The sequence below is a fragment of the Streptomyces sp. NPDC088354 genome, assembly GCF_044753585.1.
GTDB lineage: Bacteria > Actinomycetota > Actinomycetes > Streptomycetales > Streptomycetaceae > Actinacidiphila.
Genome location: NZ_JBIVNJ010000004.1, coordinates 307,342 through 320,854 on the forward strand (window position 1 = coordinate 307,342; position 13,513 = coordinate 320,854).

General features: G+C 72.2%; 14 protein-coding genes. 5 read left to right on the forward strand and 9 right to left on the reverse strand.

The features are described 5' to 3' along the window. Positions 1 to 22 precede the first annotated feature (22 nt). Both ACIP98_RS09735 and ACIP98_RS09740 read left to right on the forward strand, forming a co-directional pair. Complete coding sequence (locus tag ACIP98_RS09735; RefSeq protein WP_319662269.1) at positions 23 to 883, forward strand: deoxyribonuclease IV; 861 nt, start codon at positions 23 to 25, stop codon at positions 881 to 883. Between the two features lie 92 nt (positions 884 to 975). Further along, positions 976 to 1,473: a DUF4396 domain-containing protein gene (locus tag ACIP98_RS09740; protein WP_319662083.1), complete on the forward strand. Its 498-nt coding sequence runs from the start codon at positions 976 to 978 to the stop codon at positions 1,471 to 1,473. 15 nt (positions 1,474 to 1,488) lie between these two features. Here ACIP98_RS09740 and ACIP98_RS09745 read toward each other — a convergent pair whose 3' ends face one another. Next, positions 1,489 to 2,103 carry a sulfite oxidase-like oxidoreductase gene (locus ACIP98_RS09745; protein ID WP_319662084.1) on the reverse strand — a complete coding sequence of 205 codons (615 nt, stop codon included), beginning with the start codon at positions 2,101 to 2,103 and terminating at the stop codon, positions 1,489 to 1,491. 167 nt (positions 2,104 to 2,270) lie between these two features. Between ACIP98_RS09745 and bfr the strand changes: the two genes are divergently transcribed. Beyond that, entirely contained in the window at positions 2,271 to 2,750 is a 480-nt protein-coding gene (gene bfr, locus ACIP98_RS09750) for a bacterioferritin (RefSeq protein WP_319662085.1), read from the forward strand. 9 nt (positions 2,751 to 2,759) lie between these two features. Here the strand turns inward: bfr and ACIP98_RS09755 are convergent, their stop codons facing one another. The 3 genes from ACIP98_RS09755 to ACIP98_RS09765 form a co-directional block, all read right to left on the reverse strand. After that, positions 2,760 to 3,044, reverse strand: coding sequence for a (2Fe-2S)-binding protein (locus ACIP98_RS09755; protein ID WP_319662086.1), 285 nt, complete (start codon positions 3,042 to 3,044; stop codon positions 2,760 to 2,762). Positions 3,045 to 3,186: 142 nt separating this feature from the next. Further along, positions 3,187 to 4,536: a class II 3-deoxy-7-phosphoheptulonate synthase gene (locus ACIP98_RS09760; RefSeq protein WP_319662087.1), complete on the reverse strand. Its 1,350-nt coding sequence runs from the start codon at positions 4,534 to 4,536 to the stop codon at positions 3,187 to 3,189. Between the two features lie 105 nt (positions 4,537 to 4,641). Continuing rightward, positions 4,642 to 5,148 carry an anthrone oxygenase family protein gene (locus tag ACIP98_RS09765; protein WP_319662088.1) on the reverse strand — a complete coding sequence of 169 codons (507 nt, stop codon included), beginning with the start codon at positions 5,146 to 5,148 and terminating at the stop codon, positions 4,642 to 4,644. A gap of 240 nt (positions 5,149 to 5,388) precedes the next feature. Here ACIP98_RS09765 and erm point away from each other — a divergent pair, with 240 nt between their 5' ends. Together erm and ACIP98_RS09775 are read left to right on the forward strand one after the other, a co-directional pair. Beyond that, positions 5,389 to 6,180, forward strand: coding sequence for a 23S ribosomal RNA methyltransferase Erm (erm, locus tag ACIP98_RS09770; RefSeq protein WP_401974754.1), 792 nt, complete (start codon positions 5,389 to 5,391; stop codon positions 6,178 to 6,180). Positions 6,181 to 6,372: 192 nt separating this feature from the next. After that, positions 6,373 to 8,325: an anthranilate synthase family protein gene (locus tag ACIP98_RS09775; RefSeq protein ID WP_401974756.1), complete on the forward strand. Its 1,953-nt coding sequence runs from the start codon at positions 6,373 to 6,375 to the stop codon at positions 8,323 to 8,325. A 457-nt stretch (positions 8,326 to 8,782) separates the two neighbouring features. Here ACIP98_RS09775 and ACIP98_RS09780 read toward each other — a convergent pair whose 3' ends face one another. The 5 genes from ACIP98_RS09780 to ACIP98_RS09800 all read right to left on the reverse strand — a co-directional run bounded on the left by ACIP98_RS09780 (position 8,783) and on the right by ACIP98_RS09800 (position 13,410). Next, positions 8,783 to 9,430 carry a hypothetical protein gene (locus tag ACIP98_RS09780; protein WP_319662091.1) on the reverse strand — a complete coding sequence of 216 codons (648 nt, stop codon included), beginning with the start codon at positions 9,428 to 9,430 and terminating at the stop codon, positions 8,783 to 8,785. A 131-nt stretch (positions 9,431 to 9,561) separates the two neighbouring features. After that, positions 9,562 to 10,590 carry a 6-phosphofructokinase gene (locus ACIP98_RS09785; RefSeq protein ID WP_319662093.1) on the reverse strand — a complete coding sequence of 343 codons (1,029 nt, stop codon included), beginning with the start codon at positions 10,588 to 10,590 and terminating at the stop codon, positions 9,562 to 9,564. 174 nt (positions 10,591 to 10,764) lie between these two features. After that, complete coding sequence (locus ACIP98_RS09790; protein ID WP_319662094.1) at positions 10,765 to 11,424, reverse strand: response regulator transcription factor; 660 nt, start codon at positions 11,422 to 11,424, stop codon at positions 10,765 to 10,767. A gap of 17 nt (positions 11,425 to 11,441) precedes the next feature. Continuing rightward, positions 11,442 to 12,584 carry a MacS family sensor histidine kinase gene (gene macS, locus ACIP98_RS09795; RefSeq protein ID WP_319662270.1) on the reverse strand — a complete coding sequence of 381 codons (1,143 nt, stop codon included), beginning with the start codon at positions 12,582 to 12,584 and terminating at the stop codon, positions 11,442 to 11,444. Positions 12,585 to 12,693: 109 nt separating this feature from the next. Then, entirely contained in the window at positions 12,694 to 13,410 is a 717-nt protein-coding gene (locus ACIP98_RS09800; RefSeq protein ID WP_319662095.1) for a lysophospholipid acyltransferase family protein, read from the reverse strand. Positions 13,411 to 13,513: the final 103 nt, after the last annotated feature.

Consider the following 13,513-nt stretch of genomic DNA (forward strand, 5'->3'; position numbering starts at 1 on the left):
CGAGTCCCGTGCACCCGCCGTCGTGCGCAATCCGGTCGGTGCCCACGTGCCCGTCGCCGGGGGCCTGGCCGCCACGGGTCTCGCGGCCGCCACGCGGCTGGGGGCGGAGGCCGTGCAGGTCTTCGTCGCCAATCCGCGCGGCTGGGCCACCCCGGCGGGCGACCCGCGGCAGGACGAGCTGTTCCGCGAGCGCTGCGCCGCGGAGCGGATGCCGGTCTACGTCCACGCCCCCTACCTGATCAACTTCGGTTCGCACACCGAGGCCACCGCGGACCACTCGGTGGTCTCCCTGCGGCACTCGCTGCGCCGGGGCAGGGACATCGGGGCGCTCGGCACGGTGGTGCACACCGGGTCCGCGACCGGCGGACGCGCCCGGGAGACCGCTCTGGCGCAGGTGCGGGAGCGGATGCGGCCGCTGTTGGACGAGCTGACGCACGAGGACGACCCCTGGCTGCTGCTGGAGCCCACGGCGGGGCAGGGCTTCTCGCTGTGCTCGCTCGTCGAGGACCTGGGCCCGTACTTCGAGGCGCTCGACCACCACCCGCGGCTCGGGGTCTGCCTGGACACCTGCCACGTCTTCGCCGCCGGGCACGACCTCGCGGCGGCCGGCGGCGTGAAGGCCGTACTGGACGAACTGGTCGCCACCGTCGGACCGGGCAGGCTGCGGCTGGTCCACGCCAACGACTCCAAGGACGTCGTCGGCGCCCACAAGGACCGTCACGAGAACATCGGTGCCGGCCACATCGGCGCCGCGGCCTTCGCGGAGCTGTTCCGCCATCCCGCGGCCGCCGGTGTCCCGCTGATCGTGGAGACGCCGGACGGCCCGGACAGGACGGGGATGGCCAGGGACGTGGCGGCGCTTCAGGCGCTCCGGGACGGGTGACCGCCTGCGCCGGAATACCCCGTGGGGGTATCTTGTTGGTGCGCTGGGCAACGGTCCCGTCCTCCGGACTCCGCACGTGAGGGAGATGCACCATGCAGCACCTCGAACATCCGCAGGAGCCGCACACCTCTTCCGCGCACCACCACCCCGCGCCGCCGGCCGGCTGGACCGACGCCGTCCGGGCGACGCTGCACTGCCTGACCGGCTGCGCCATCGGCGAGGTCGTCGGCATGGCCGTGGGCACCGCACTCGGCTGGCACAACGTGCCGACCATGATCCTGGCCATCGTGCTGGCCTTCGCCTTCGGCTACTCGCTCACGATGCGCGGGGTCCTGCGGGCCGGCGTGGACTTCCGCACCGCGGTGCGGGTGGCGCTCGCCGCCGACACCGTCTCGATCGTCTTCATGGAGCTCGCCGACAACGCGACGATCGCGGTCTTCCCGGGCGCCATGGACGCGACGCTCGCCGACGCACTGTTCTGGGTCAGCCTCGCGCTGTCCTTCGTGGTGGCGTTCCTGGTCACCACGCCGGTCAACAAGTGGATGCTCGGCCGCGGCAAGGGTCACGCGGTCGTCCACCAGTACCACTGAGCACCGGGGCGGGGGCTACAGCTCCGGCCCGTCGCCGGGCTCCTCCTGGTACGAGTAGCGCTGCTCCGACCAGGGGTCGCCGAGGTTGTGGTAGCCGCGCTCCTCCCAGAAGCCGCGGCGGTCGGCGGTCATGTACTCCACGCCCCGGACCCACTTGGGGCCCTTCCAGGCGTACAGATGGGGCACGACCAGCCGGGCCGGGAACCCGTGCTCGGCGGTCAGCGGCTCGCCGCCGCGGTGGGTCGCGAATATGGAGGTACCGGCGGCGAAGTCGGACAGCCGCAGGTTGGAGCTGAAGCCGTACTCGGCCCACACCATCACATGGCTGACCTCGGGCGCGGGCGGCGCGAGCCGCAGCAGCTCGGCGGCGGCGACGCCGCCCCACTCGACACCGAGCATGCTGAACTTGGTCACGCAGTGGAAATCGGCCATGACCGTCGTGTACGGCAGCGCCGAGAACTCCTCGTGGTTCCAGGCGTGCTTGCCGCCGTCGGCCGTGGCACCGAAGACCTGGAAGTCCCACCGGTCGGGCTTGAACCGCGGCACCGGACCGTAGTGGGTCACCGGCCAGCCCCGCTGGAGCCGCTGCCCCGGAGGAAGCGCTCCTTCGTGGCGTTCGGACCGACCCATACGTCCATGGTGACAGACCGGATGCAGTGCTACCGACCAGCCACGGGTCGGGCACCGGCAACCGGGCCCGGGCCATCGGAGTAAGTGTCGACTTACTGGATCACCCTCACCCGGCGGTGGGAGGATGCCCGCATCGCGTCGATTACTCCCGAAAGGACGGGTTTGCCATGCAAGGCGACCCCGAGGTCATCGAGTTCCTGAACGAGCAGCTGACGGGCGAGCTCACCGCCATCAACCAGTACTTCCTGCACGCCAAGATGCAGGAGAACTTCGGCTGGACGAAGCTCGCCACGTACACGCGGCACGAGTCGTTCGACGAGATGAAGCACGCCGAGGTGCTGACGGACCGCATCCTCTTCCTCGAAGGCCTGCCGAACTACCAGCGGCTCTTCCATGTACGGGTGGGACAGACCGTCACCGAGATGTTCCAGGCCGACCGCCAGGTCGAGGTGGAGGCGATCGACCGGCTCCGGCGCGGCATCGAGGTCATGCGGGCCAAGGGGGACATCACCTCGGCCAACATCTTCGAGGACATCCTCGCGGACGAGGAGCACCACATCGACTACCTCGACACGCAGCTCGAACTCATCGAGAAGCTCGGCGAGCCGCTGTACATCGCCCAGGTCATCGAGCAGCCGGACAGCTGAGCCGTCCGGTCAGGCGGCGCTCGCCGCGGCCGGTACCGCCGCGGGCGCGGGCGACACGGCCGGCAGGGCGGCGGGGCGCGACACGGGCTCCGGCGCGGAACTCCCGGCGGCGGGCACGGTACGGCCGGCCCAGCTCTCGCCGCGGCCGAGAAGCGCCTGGATGCGGCGCACGCACGAACCGCAGTCGGTGCCCGCCTTGCAGGCGGAGGCTATCTGGCGCGGGGTGCAGCGGCCGGCGTCCGCATGCTGCTTGACCTGCTCTTCTGTGATGCCGAAGCATGAGCAGACGTACACGCGGACTCACCCCCACGTCTCGGTTCCGGCTGAGGTTACCCTAACCTTACCCGGCCATCGCGTGGCTGGAAACCGTCGAGGGGCGCGGATCAGTGTGATCCGCGCCCCTTCGCCTGGGTGCCCACCGCCGTGGGCCGGCGGGTCACTGCCCGCGGTACATCTCCGCCACGAGGAAGGCCAGGTCCAGCGACTGGCTACGGTTGAGCCGCGGGTCGCAGGCCGTCTCGTAGCGCTGGTGCAGGTCGTCGACGAAGATCTCGTCGCCGCCGCCGACGCACTCGGTGACGTCCTCGCCGGTCAGCTCGACGTGGATGCCCCCGGGGTGGGTGCCGAGGGCGTGGTGCACCTCGAAGAAGCCCTTGACCTCGTCCAGGACGTCGTCGAAGCGACGGGTCTTGTGCCCGGAGGCCGCCTCGAAGGTGTTGCCGTGCATCGGGTCGCACACCCACGCCACCTGGGCGCCGGAGGCGGTGACCTTCTCCACCAGGTTCGGCAGCAGGTCGCGCACCTTGCCCGCGCCCATGCGCGTGATGAAGGTCAGCCGTCCCGGCTCGCGGTCCGGGTCCAGCCGGTCGATCAGGGCCAGCGCTTCCTCGGGCGTGGTCGTCGGGCCGAGCTTCACCCCGAGCGGGTTGCGGATCCGGGACGCGAACTCGATGTGCGCGTGGTCCATCTGCCGGGTGCGCTCGCCCACCCACACCATGTGCGCGGAGACGTCGTACAACCGCCCGGTCCGCGAGTCGACGCGGGTCAGCGCGCTCTCGTAGTCGAGCAGCAGCGCCTCGTGGGAGGAGTAGAACTCGACGGTCTTGAACTCCTCCGGGTCCGCGCCGCAGGCGTGCATGAAGTTCAGCGCGCGGTCGATCTCACGGGCCAGCGCCTCGTAACGCTGCCCGGACGGCGAGGACTTGACGAAGTCCTGGTTCCAGGCGTGCACCTGGCGCAGGTCCGCGTAGCCGCCGGTGGTGAAGGCGCGCACCAGGTTCAGCGTGGCGGAGGACGCGTGGTACATCCGCTTCAGCCGGTCCGGGTCCGGCACCCGGGACGCCTCGGTGAAGTCGAAGCCGTTGACCGAGTCACCGCGGTAGGTGGGCAGGGTCACCCCGTCGCGGGTCTCCGTCGGCTTGGAGCGCGGCTTGCTGTACTGGCCGGCGATCCGGCCCACCTTCACCACCGGCACGGAGGCGGCGTAGGTGAGCACCGCGCCCATCTGCAGCAGCGTCTTGAGCTTGCTGCGGATCTGGTCGGCGCCGACGTGGTCGAAGGCCTCGGCGCAGTCGCCGCCCTGGAGCAGGAACGCCTCACCGCGCGCCACGGCCCCCATACGGTCGCGCAGCTGATCGCACTCGCCGGCGAAGACGAGGGGGGGATACGACTCGAGTTCCGCGATCACTCGGCTCAGCGCCTCGGTGTCGGGGTACTCGGGCTGCTGGGCCGCGGGCAGAGAGCGCCAGGTGTTGCGCCCGGCGAGAGAATCAGCGTTCACGGTCACGCACCCCACATTACGTGGTTGTGTCCGGTGCCCGGCGCACCGGACCAGTGAATGAGACGGCGATTCCACATCGCGTACAGCCGGTCGGCGGCCGGCGGGTCCGGGTCACGATCCGGCCGCACCGGCCCGCCCGCTGAGCACCAGAGCCCAGCCGAGGCACGCCAGGGCGCCGGTGCACAGCAGGGTGCGCACCAGGTTCCACCGGACCCAGGCGGCTTCGAAGCGTTCGCGCACCGCGGCGGGATCGGCGACGGCGTCCGGTGGTCCGGCGGCGTCCAGCCGGTCGTTGAGCGGGATGTTGACGGCGAAGGTGACGACGAGGACGAGCAGGTAGCAGACCGTGCCCGCGACGACCCAGGGCAGGACGGTCCGGGCGCCGTCGCGGACGCAGAGCACCACTGCGGCGGCGCCGAGCAGGAGGGCGCCCGCGAAAACGAGCAGGAACCACCCGTTCTGGATGGCCGCGTTGATCCGCTGCATGGCGTCGACCAGGGTGCGGTCACCGGTCCGGGCGAGGCCGGGCATGACGGCGACGGAGAAGGCGAAGAAGAGACCGGCCATCAGACCGGTGGCGACCGCGGCCGCCGCGAGGACTGCGTCTCGGGATGTCATGGCACCAGTGAAGGTCCGGCACGGCGAGACGGGACATGGCCGGGAGGCTCGTTCCCATACGCGAGCGTCCACACGACGTCTGTGAAAAACCGGGTGCGCCGCGGCGCCGGCCCCCGCTAGCGTGCCGCCCATGGGTTGCACGTACTACATCCGGATGCGCCGGGCATAACCCGCGGCGCACACCGCCGCGGCATCGGGTCCACCGTCGGAGCCAGTCCACATGTCGCGGAGTACACACCCATGTCTGACCACCATTCCCTGGTGGGCGGCCGGCACGAGCTCGGCCAGAACTTCCTCACCGACCGCACGGTCATCGCCTCCATCGAGGCCCTCGTCGCCCGCACCAGCGGCCCCATCGTCGAGATCGGGCCCGGCGACGGCGCACTGACCGTCCCCCTCAGCCGGACCGGCCGTCCCCTGACGGCCGTCGAGATCGATCCCCGGCGCGCACGGCGCCTGGCCCGGCGGCTGCCGCCGGGCGCGCGGGTCGTCAACGCCGACGTCCTGCGCTACCGCCTGCCGAGCGAGCCGCACGTCGTCGTCGGCAACCTGCCCTTCCACCTCACCACCCCGATCCTGCGGCGGCTGCTGTCCGCCGGCGGCTGGCAGTCCGCCGTGCTGCTCGTCCAGTGGGAGGTCGCCCGCCGCCGCGCGGGCGTCGGCGGAGCCAGCATGCTGACCGCCGCCTGGTGGCCCTGGTACGACTTCGTCCTGCACTCCCGGGTACCCGCGCGGGCCTTCCGCCCGGCGCCGTCCGTCGACGGCGGCCTGCTGACGGTCGTCCGGCGTCAGGACCCGCTCGTCGCGCCGGACCGCCGGGGCCCCTACCAGGAGTTCGTCCGGCGGGTCTTCACCGGGCCGGGGCGCGGTGTGCGCGAAGTCCTGGCGCGGACCGGCCACTTCGACCGCCGGGAACTGCACGCCTGGCTGCGCGCCGAGCACCCGGCGCCGGCCGCGCTGCCCAAGCACCTCACGGCACGGCAATGGGCTTCGCTGTGGGAGCTCGCCGCGCCGGGGGCCGACCGGAGGTGAGGGCCGTGCGCGGCGGCGGAATGCGTTATCGTGCAGAACATGTACGCACAGCAGACGCACCTGCAGTGGTGGTGGACCGCGGATCCGGCGGCCCACTCGTGACGCGTACGCACTGACTGACGCGAAGGCCGCCCCAGGGGCGGCCTTCGGTGTTTGCGCGGCCGTCCCTTCCCCCGATCGGAAGGATCCGCCGTGGACGACGAGAAGAACCCGCTTTCCGCCGCAGCGCTCGTGGAACGGCTGCTGGACCCGGCATGCCCGCCGTTCGCGCTGATCCGGCGCAGGACGCCGGGGCGCGAGACGGACACGGTCGACGTGCTGCTCGGCCCGGTGTCCACGGTGGAGCGCCTGACGGACATCGCACTGCCGAAGGGTGCGCCGGAGGGCGGACGGCCGGTCGCCGACGCGCTGGCCCTGGTGCCGTTCCGGCAGATCAGGGAGCGCGGCTTCGAGGCGCGGGACGACGGGACGCCGCTGGCGGTCCTGCACCCGCGGGAGGCGTACGAGTTCCCCCTGCCGGACCTGGAGCGGGCGCTGCCCGGCCACGGGGTGCACGTGGAGCACGGCGGCTTCGACGTGGACGACGACACCTACGCCGGGATCGTGGAGCGGGTCATCGAGGACGAGATCGGCCGCGGCGAGGGCGCGAACTTCGTCATCCGCCGGACCTTCCGCGGGCGGATCCCGGACTTCTCCGCGGCGGACGCGCTCGCGCTGTTCCGGCGGCTGCTGGACGGCGAGCGGGGCGCGTACTGGACGTTCGTGGTGCGCACACCGGAGCGGACGCTGGTCGGGGCGAGCCCCGAGGTGCACGTGCGCATGGCGGGCGGCACGGTCGTGATGAACCCGATCAGCGGCACCTACCGCTATCCGGCGCAGGGACCGGACATGGACGGGCTGCTCCGCTTCCTCCGCGACGTGAAGGAGATGGAGGAGCTGACCATGGTGGTCGACGAGGAGCTGAAGATGATGTGCACCGTCGGCGACCTCGGCGGTGTGGTGGTCGGCCCCCGCCTGAAGGAGATGGCGCACCTGGCGCACACCGAGTACGAGCTGCGCGGCCGCAGCACCATGGACGTCCGCGACGTGCTGCGCGAGACGATGTTCGCCGCGACGGTCACCGGTTCGCCGGTGCAGAACGCCTGCCGGGTCATCGAGCGGTACGAGCCCGGGGGCCGCGGGTACTACGCCGGCGCGCTGGCGCTGATCGGACGGGACGGCGGCGGGGTCCAGACCCTGGACTCCCCGATCCTGATCCGCACCGTGGACGTCGACGCCGCGGGCGGACTGAAGGTGCCGGTCGGGGCGACGCTGGTACGCCGCTCGGACCCGTACGGCGAGGTCGCCGAGACGCACGCGAAGGCGGCGGGCGTACTGGCGGCACTGGGGGTCCGGCCGGGCGCGGCGCGCGGGCCCGGCGGGCCGCGGCGCCGGCTCGGCGACGACACGCGTGTGCAGGCCGCGCTCACGGGACGCCGCCGCAACCTCGCGCCGTTCTGGCTGCGGATGCAGACCCCCGCGGGTGAGCAGGAGCGACCGGGGCCGCTCGCCGGCCGGCACGCCTTCGTGGTCGACGGCGAGGACACCTTCACCGCGATGCTGGCGCACGTCCTGCGCTCGTCGGGGCTGGAGGTGACGGTGCGCCGCTACGACGAGCCCGGTCTGCGCGAGGCCGTCCTCGCCCACCGCGGCCCGGTCGTGCTCGGCCCGGGCCCGGGCAATCCGGCGGACACCACGGACCCCAAGATGGCGTTCCTGCGCGCCCTCGCCGCGCGCCTGGTGCGCGACCACCGGCACGGGCTGCTGGGCGTCTGCCTCGGCCACGAGCTGATCGCCGCCGAACTGGGGCTCGCCATCGAGCGCAAGGACGTGCCGTTCCAGGGGGCGCAGACGGCGGTCGACCTGTTCGGGCGCACCGAGACGGTCGGCTTCTACAACTCCTTCACCGCGCGCTGCGACTCCAGGACGGCGGAGGAGCTGGCCATGCACCGCGTCGAGCTGAGCCGCGACCCGGCCACGGGCGACGTGCACGCGATGCGCGGCCCTGGCTTCGCCGGGGTGCAGTTCCACCCCGAGTCGGTGCTCACCTTGAACGGCACGGCGATCGTGACGGAGCTGCTGGCGTCGGTGGTGGTCGCCGGCTGACGGCCGGGAGGCCCGCGGCCGTGGGCCCGGCAGCGGGCGTGGCAGCTTCCGCCCGGCCGGGGCGGCCGCACGGACGGGGTGGGTGGGGACGTCGAACGGCACACCGAGTCCGCGCACACCCGCCCCGTCCCGCACGGACGGCCCCTCCCATGCCGCCTTCTTCCTCCGGGCGGCGGGGCGACCGCATCCGGTGGACTGCGAGGAGACCGGCTCCTTCCTCGGCGGCGCCATCCCCGCCGAGGCCACGGACATCAGGTGCCGGGACGACGGCGGAGTCGTGGACCGCGACCACTCGGCGGACCCTGACCACGGCGTATCCCCGGCTGACCGGCGCGGAGGGCGGCCACGACGACCGGTGGAGGGACCGCGCGCTGTCCCGGTCCACGGGCGTCACCGTGACGCACCGGGCGACGGCACGGTCGACGTGCACATCGAGGCCTGCAACGTGTGAGGACCCTCAGACGGCAGCCGCGGGCAACTGGTGCGTCCGGGCGGCCGCGCGGGACCGCCGGGGGCGGACGGACGGGACCGGCTCCGGGGCGGGAGTCAGGACGGGGCCGACCAGGCCGAGGACGGCGGCCAGCATCTCGGGGCCGTCGGCGGTGCCGTCGACCACCAGGTCGGCCCGGGCCCGGGAGGGGGCCACATGGGCGGCATGGCGGTCCCGGCCGGTCTGCAGGTAGTTCCGCAGCGACAGCCGCGGGTCCTGCCGCTGGACCTCGATCTTCCGCAGGATCTTGCGCGCCAGCCGGACGTCGTCGGGGGCGTCCACGTACACCCGCCAGGCCGCCCGTGACAGGACGGCCGGGAGGGTGAGCGCGAACAGCCCCTCGACGACGACCAGGCGCACCCCGGGGCGCAGCCGCGCCGCGTCGATGGCCTCGCCGACAGCGGTCTCGTCGATGGAGCCGGGGTGGTTCCAGTCCAGGACCGCGTGCCCGCCGGCGCTCACCGTCCACACGCCCCTCAGCGGGTCGTGCGCGGGCACGTAGTGGTCGTCCAGGTGGATCAGTGCGATGGTCTCGGGACACGTCAGCGACAGCGCTTCGGCAAGCGTGGACTTACCGGATGCGGTGCCGCCTGCGACCGCCAGTACACCCGTCATGCCGGGCGCTCCTCATGTGCTCAAGGGGGATAAACGAAGCGGCCGGACAAGCCGGGTGGAGGGAATGTACGGCCGCGTGATCGCCCATGGCAAGCGGGGAAAGCCCAGGAGACGGCAGGGAAACGAGGTGTTTACCCGAAGAAGACGCCGGCCTCGGCGTAGAGCTTCGGGTCGACCGTCTTGAGCTGCTTGGTCGCGTCCGCCAGCGGGACCCGGACGATGTCCGTGCCGCGCAGCGCCACCATCTTGCCGAAGTCGCGGTCGCGGACCGCGTCGATCGCGTGCAGGCCGAAGCGGGTGGCCAGCCAGCGGTCGAAGGCACTGGGGGTGCCGCCGCGCTGGACATGGCCGAGCACCGTGGTGCGGGCCTCCTTGCCGGTGCGGCTCTCGATCTCCTTGGCCAGCCACTCGCCGACGCCGGACAGGCGGACGTGGCCGAAGGAGTCCAGGGTGCCGTCCTTCAGCACCATGTCGCCGTCCTTGGGCATGGCGCCCTCGGCGATCACCACGATGGGCGCGTACCGGATCTTGAAACGGCTCTCCACCCAGGCGCAGACCTGGTCCACGTCGAAGCGCTGCTCGGGCACCAGGATGACGTTGGCGCCGCCGGCCAGGCCCGAGTGCAGGGCGATCCAGCCCGCGTGCCGGCCCATGACCTCGACCACCAGGACCCGCATGTGCGACTCGGCGGTGGTGTGGAGACGGTCGATCGCCTCGGTGGCGATGTTGACGGCCGTGTCGAAGCCGAAGGTGTAGTCGGTGGCGGCGAGGTCGTTGTCAATGGTCTTCGGTACGCCGACGCAGGGGATCCCGTACTCGTCCGACAGGGCGGTCGCGACACCGAGCGTGTCCTCGCCCCCGATCGCGACGAGCGCCTCCACCTCGAACTTGGCGAGGTTCTCCTTGACCCGGCGCACACCGTTGTCCACCTTGAGCGGATTCGTGCGCGAGGAGCCGAGGATCGTGCCGCCGCGCGGCAGGATGCCACGGACGGCCGGGATGTCGAGGGGCACGGTGTCCCCTTCCAGCGGCCCGCGCCAGCCGTCCCTGAATCCGACGAACTCGTACGCGTACTCCTGGACACCCTTGCGCACGATGGCACGGATGACCGCGTTGAGCCCGGGGCAGTCACCGCCGCCGGTCAGCACGCCAACTCGCATGATCCTTCCCCTTCCCGTTCGCACCATTTGCCTGCGCCAACGACGCTAGCGTGACCGGCGTCACATGTGTGATGGGCCGTTCGGTGAAATCCCTTGGCGTGCGGGCGGGTTGGAGCTCCGGATTCACTCGTCCGAGTGCGGCAGGCGGACCAATGCCGTGATCGCGCCGACGGGTTATTCCTCGTCCAGTCCGCGCTCGATGGCGTAGCGGACCAGCTCGACACGGTTGTGCAACTGGAGCTTGCCGAGGGTGTTCTGCACGTGGTTCTGCACGGTGCGGTGCGAGATGACGAGCCGTTCGGCGATCTGCTTGTAGCTCAGGCCCTTGGCCACCAGGCGCAGTACCTCGGTCTCCCGGTCGGTGAGCCGCGGCGCCTCGGGCCGGTCGGCCGCCGCGGGCGCGGGGTCCGAGGCCAGCCGGCGGTACTCGCCGAGGACGAGGCCGGCCAGGCCCGGGGTGAAGACGGGGTCGCCGACGGCGGTGCGGCTCACGGCGTCGAGGAGTTCGTCCCGGCCGGCGGACTTCAGGAGATAGCCGGTGGCCCCGGACTTCACCGCCTCCAGGACGTCCTCGTGCTCGCCGCTGGCCGACAGCACCAGCACCCGCAGGGCCGGGTTCTCCGCGATGACGTCCTTGCAGACCTGGACGCCGGACAGACCCGGCAGGTTGAGGTCGAGGACCAGCACCTCCGGGAGGGCGGCCTTGGCGCGGCGCACCGCCTCCGGGCCGTCGCCGGCGGTCGCCACCACGACGTACCCGGCTTCGGTGAGGTCGCGCGCGACCGCGTCCCGCCACATGGGGTGGTCGTCCACCACCATCACCTTTACGGCCATGAGCCCAATCTCCTCTCTCATTTGCCGAGCCTCAACTCGACTTCTGTCCCCTGTCCCGGCACCGACACCAGCTCGGCCGTGCCGCCGAGGTCGCGCAGCCGCCCCTGGATGGACTGGGCGACGCCGAGCCGCCCCTCCGCCTCGGCGTCGGCGAGCCGGCCCTCGGGAATGCCGGGGCCGTCGTCGCGGACGCTGACGAGGACCGCGTCGGGCGCGTCCTCCACCAGGATCCAGGCGTGCGCCCGCTCCCCCGCGTGCTTGCGCACGTTCTCCAGGGCGGCGCCCACCGCGGCGGCGAGTTCCGCGGCCGCGTGCGCGGGCAGCAGCACGGGGGTGCCGGGGGCGGCCACGGTGACCCGGGTGCCGCTGAAGGGGGTGAGCAGGACCCGCAGGTCGCGGGGGACGTCCGGGTCCGGGTCCCCGTCCGCGCCGCGCGGGCCGGGAACCCAGGCCGGCGCCGTGGGTCCGCCGCTGATCAGGGCGCGCAGCGCGGCCTCCTGCTCGCCGGCCATCGTGCCCAGCGCTCCGGCCTCGCCGCCGATCTCGGTGCCGCGCCGCTGCACCATGGCGAGCACCTGGAGCACGTTGTCGTGGATGTCGCGGGCCAGCCGCTCCCGCTCACGGGTGGCGGCCTCGATCTGCAGCGCGCGGGCGAGGGTGCGCTCACTGGCGCGGGCGACCTCGACGACGTAGCCGATCGCGATGCTGGCGATGGCCACCAGCAGCACATTGTGGACGGTGTCGCGGGCGAGTTCCCCGCGCTCGACCATGTTGGCGCCGCCGACCAGGCAGGACGCGGCCGCCGCCCAGCGCCAGCCGCCCTTGATGGCGAAGGCGAGGACCGAGCCCGCCGTCCATATCGACGGCAGCGTGGGCCCGCCGTCGACGATGCGCTGGTGCGTCTCGACGACCGGGGTGAGGAGGATGCCGGTGAGCGCGATACCGAGGTCCACGAAGAGGAAGCCCCGGGTGCACCGCTGGGGCGAGGTGACCTTGCCGAGCGTGGCCAGCGTCCACACCACGAGCACCGCCATGAAGGCCATGCCGGGCACCGGACGGACATGGTCCTCGTAGCCGACGACGAACAGCGCGACGGCGTAGCCGGCGGTGAGCACCCGGTAGCCCGTCAGCGCGCGCCACAGCGGCTGCTCGACGGACATGCGCACGACGCGCCCCGGCGGGCGCCCGGCCGTCCCGGCGGCCGTGCGCGCGTCCGGCCCGCCGGCCGTGTCCCTGGCCATGGGCCCTCCCCGTTCCCCCTGCCCGGGGCTACGCCCCGGGTTCTGCCTGCTGCTTCTTCGCCGCCTCGGCGATCTGGCGCTTGGCGGCCGAGGCGTAGACGTCCACGTACTCCTGGCCGGAGAGCTTCATGATCTCGTACATCACCTCGTCGGTGACCGAGCGCAGGATGAAACGGTCCTGCTCCATGCCCTGGTACCGGCTGAAGTCGAGCGGCTTGCCGATCCGGATGCCGGGCCGCATGAGCTTGGGCACGACCTTGCCGGGCGGCTGGATCTTCTCGGTGTCGATCATGGCGACCGGGATCACCGGGGCGCCCGTCGCGAGCGCGATCCGGGCCAGGCCGCCGGGCTTGCCGCGGTAGAGGCGCCCGTCGGGCGAGCGGGTGCCCTCGGGGTAGATGCCGAAGAGCTCGCCGGACTCGATGACCTTTATCCCGCTGCGGATGGCCGCCTCGCCGGCGCCACGCGCGCCCGAGCGGTCCACCGGCAGCTGGCCGACGCCCTTGAAGAAGGCCGCGGTGAGCTTGCCCTTGACGCCCGGGGTGGTGAAGTACTCGGCCTTGGCGATGAAGGTGACCTTGCGGTCGAGCACGGCGGGCAGGAAGAAGGAGTCGGAGAAGGACAGATGGTTGCTCGCCAGTATCGCGGGTCCCTGCTTGGGGATGTTCTCCATGCCCTCCACCCACGGCCGGAAGGCGGCTCGCAGGGGGTGGCCGATCGCGATCTTCATCACGCCGTACAACAACCGATGACCTCCTGTGTCTGACGGGAAGACCTTAACGCCAGATCGGGCAGGGCTCTCCCCCGGTGTGAGCCGTCCGCGTACTGTGAGGTATCGCTTTCCGCGC

Bases quoted from the DNA above. Each gene is read 5' to 3' on its own strand.
- macS (WP_319662270.1), bottom strand. From the start codon at position 12,584: ATGTCCGTCGAGCAGCCGCTGTGGCGCGCGCTGACGGGCTACCGGGTG.
- bfr (WP_319662085.1), top strand. From the start codon at position 2,271: ATGCAAGGCGACCCCGAGGTCATCGAGTTCCTGAACGAGCAGCTGACG.
- ACIP98_RS09765 (WP_319662088.1), bottom strand. From the start codon at position 5,148: ATGACATCCCGAGACGCAGTCCTCGCGGCGGCCGCGGTCGCCACCGGT.
- ACIP98_RS09740 (WP_319662083.1), top strand. From the start codon at position 976: ATGCAGCACCTCGAACATCCGCAGGAGCCGCACACCTCTTCCGCGCAC.
- erm (WP_401974754.1), top strand. From the start codon at position 5,389: ATGTCTGACCACCATTCCCTGGTGGGCGGCCGGCACGAGCTCGGCCAG.
- ACIP98_RS09790 (WP_319662094.1), bottom strand. From the start codon at position 11,424: ATGGCCGTAAAGGTGATGGTGGTGGACGACCACCCCATGTGGCGGGAC.
- ACIP98_RS09785 (WP_319662093.1), bottom strand. From the start codon at position 10,590: ATGCGAGTTGGCGTGCTGACCGGCGGCGGTGACTGCCCCGGGCTCAAC.
- ACIP98_RS09780 (WP_319662091.1), bottom strand. From the start codon at position 9,430: ATGACGGGTGTACTGGCGGTCGCAGGCGGCACCGCATCCGGTAAGTCC.
- ACIP98_RS09745 (WP_319662084.1), bottom strand. From the start codon at position 2,103: ATGGGTCGGTCCGAACGCCACGAAGGAGCGCTTCCTCCGGGGCAGCGG.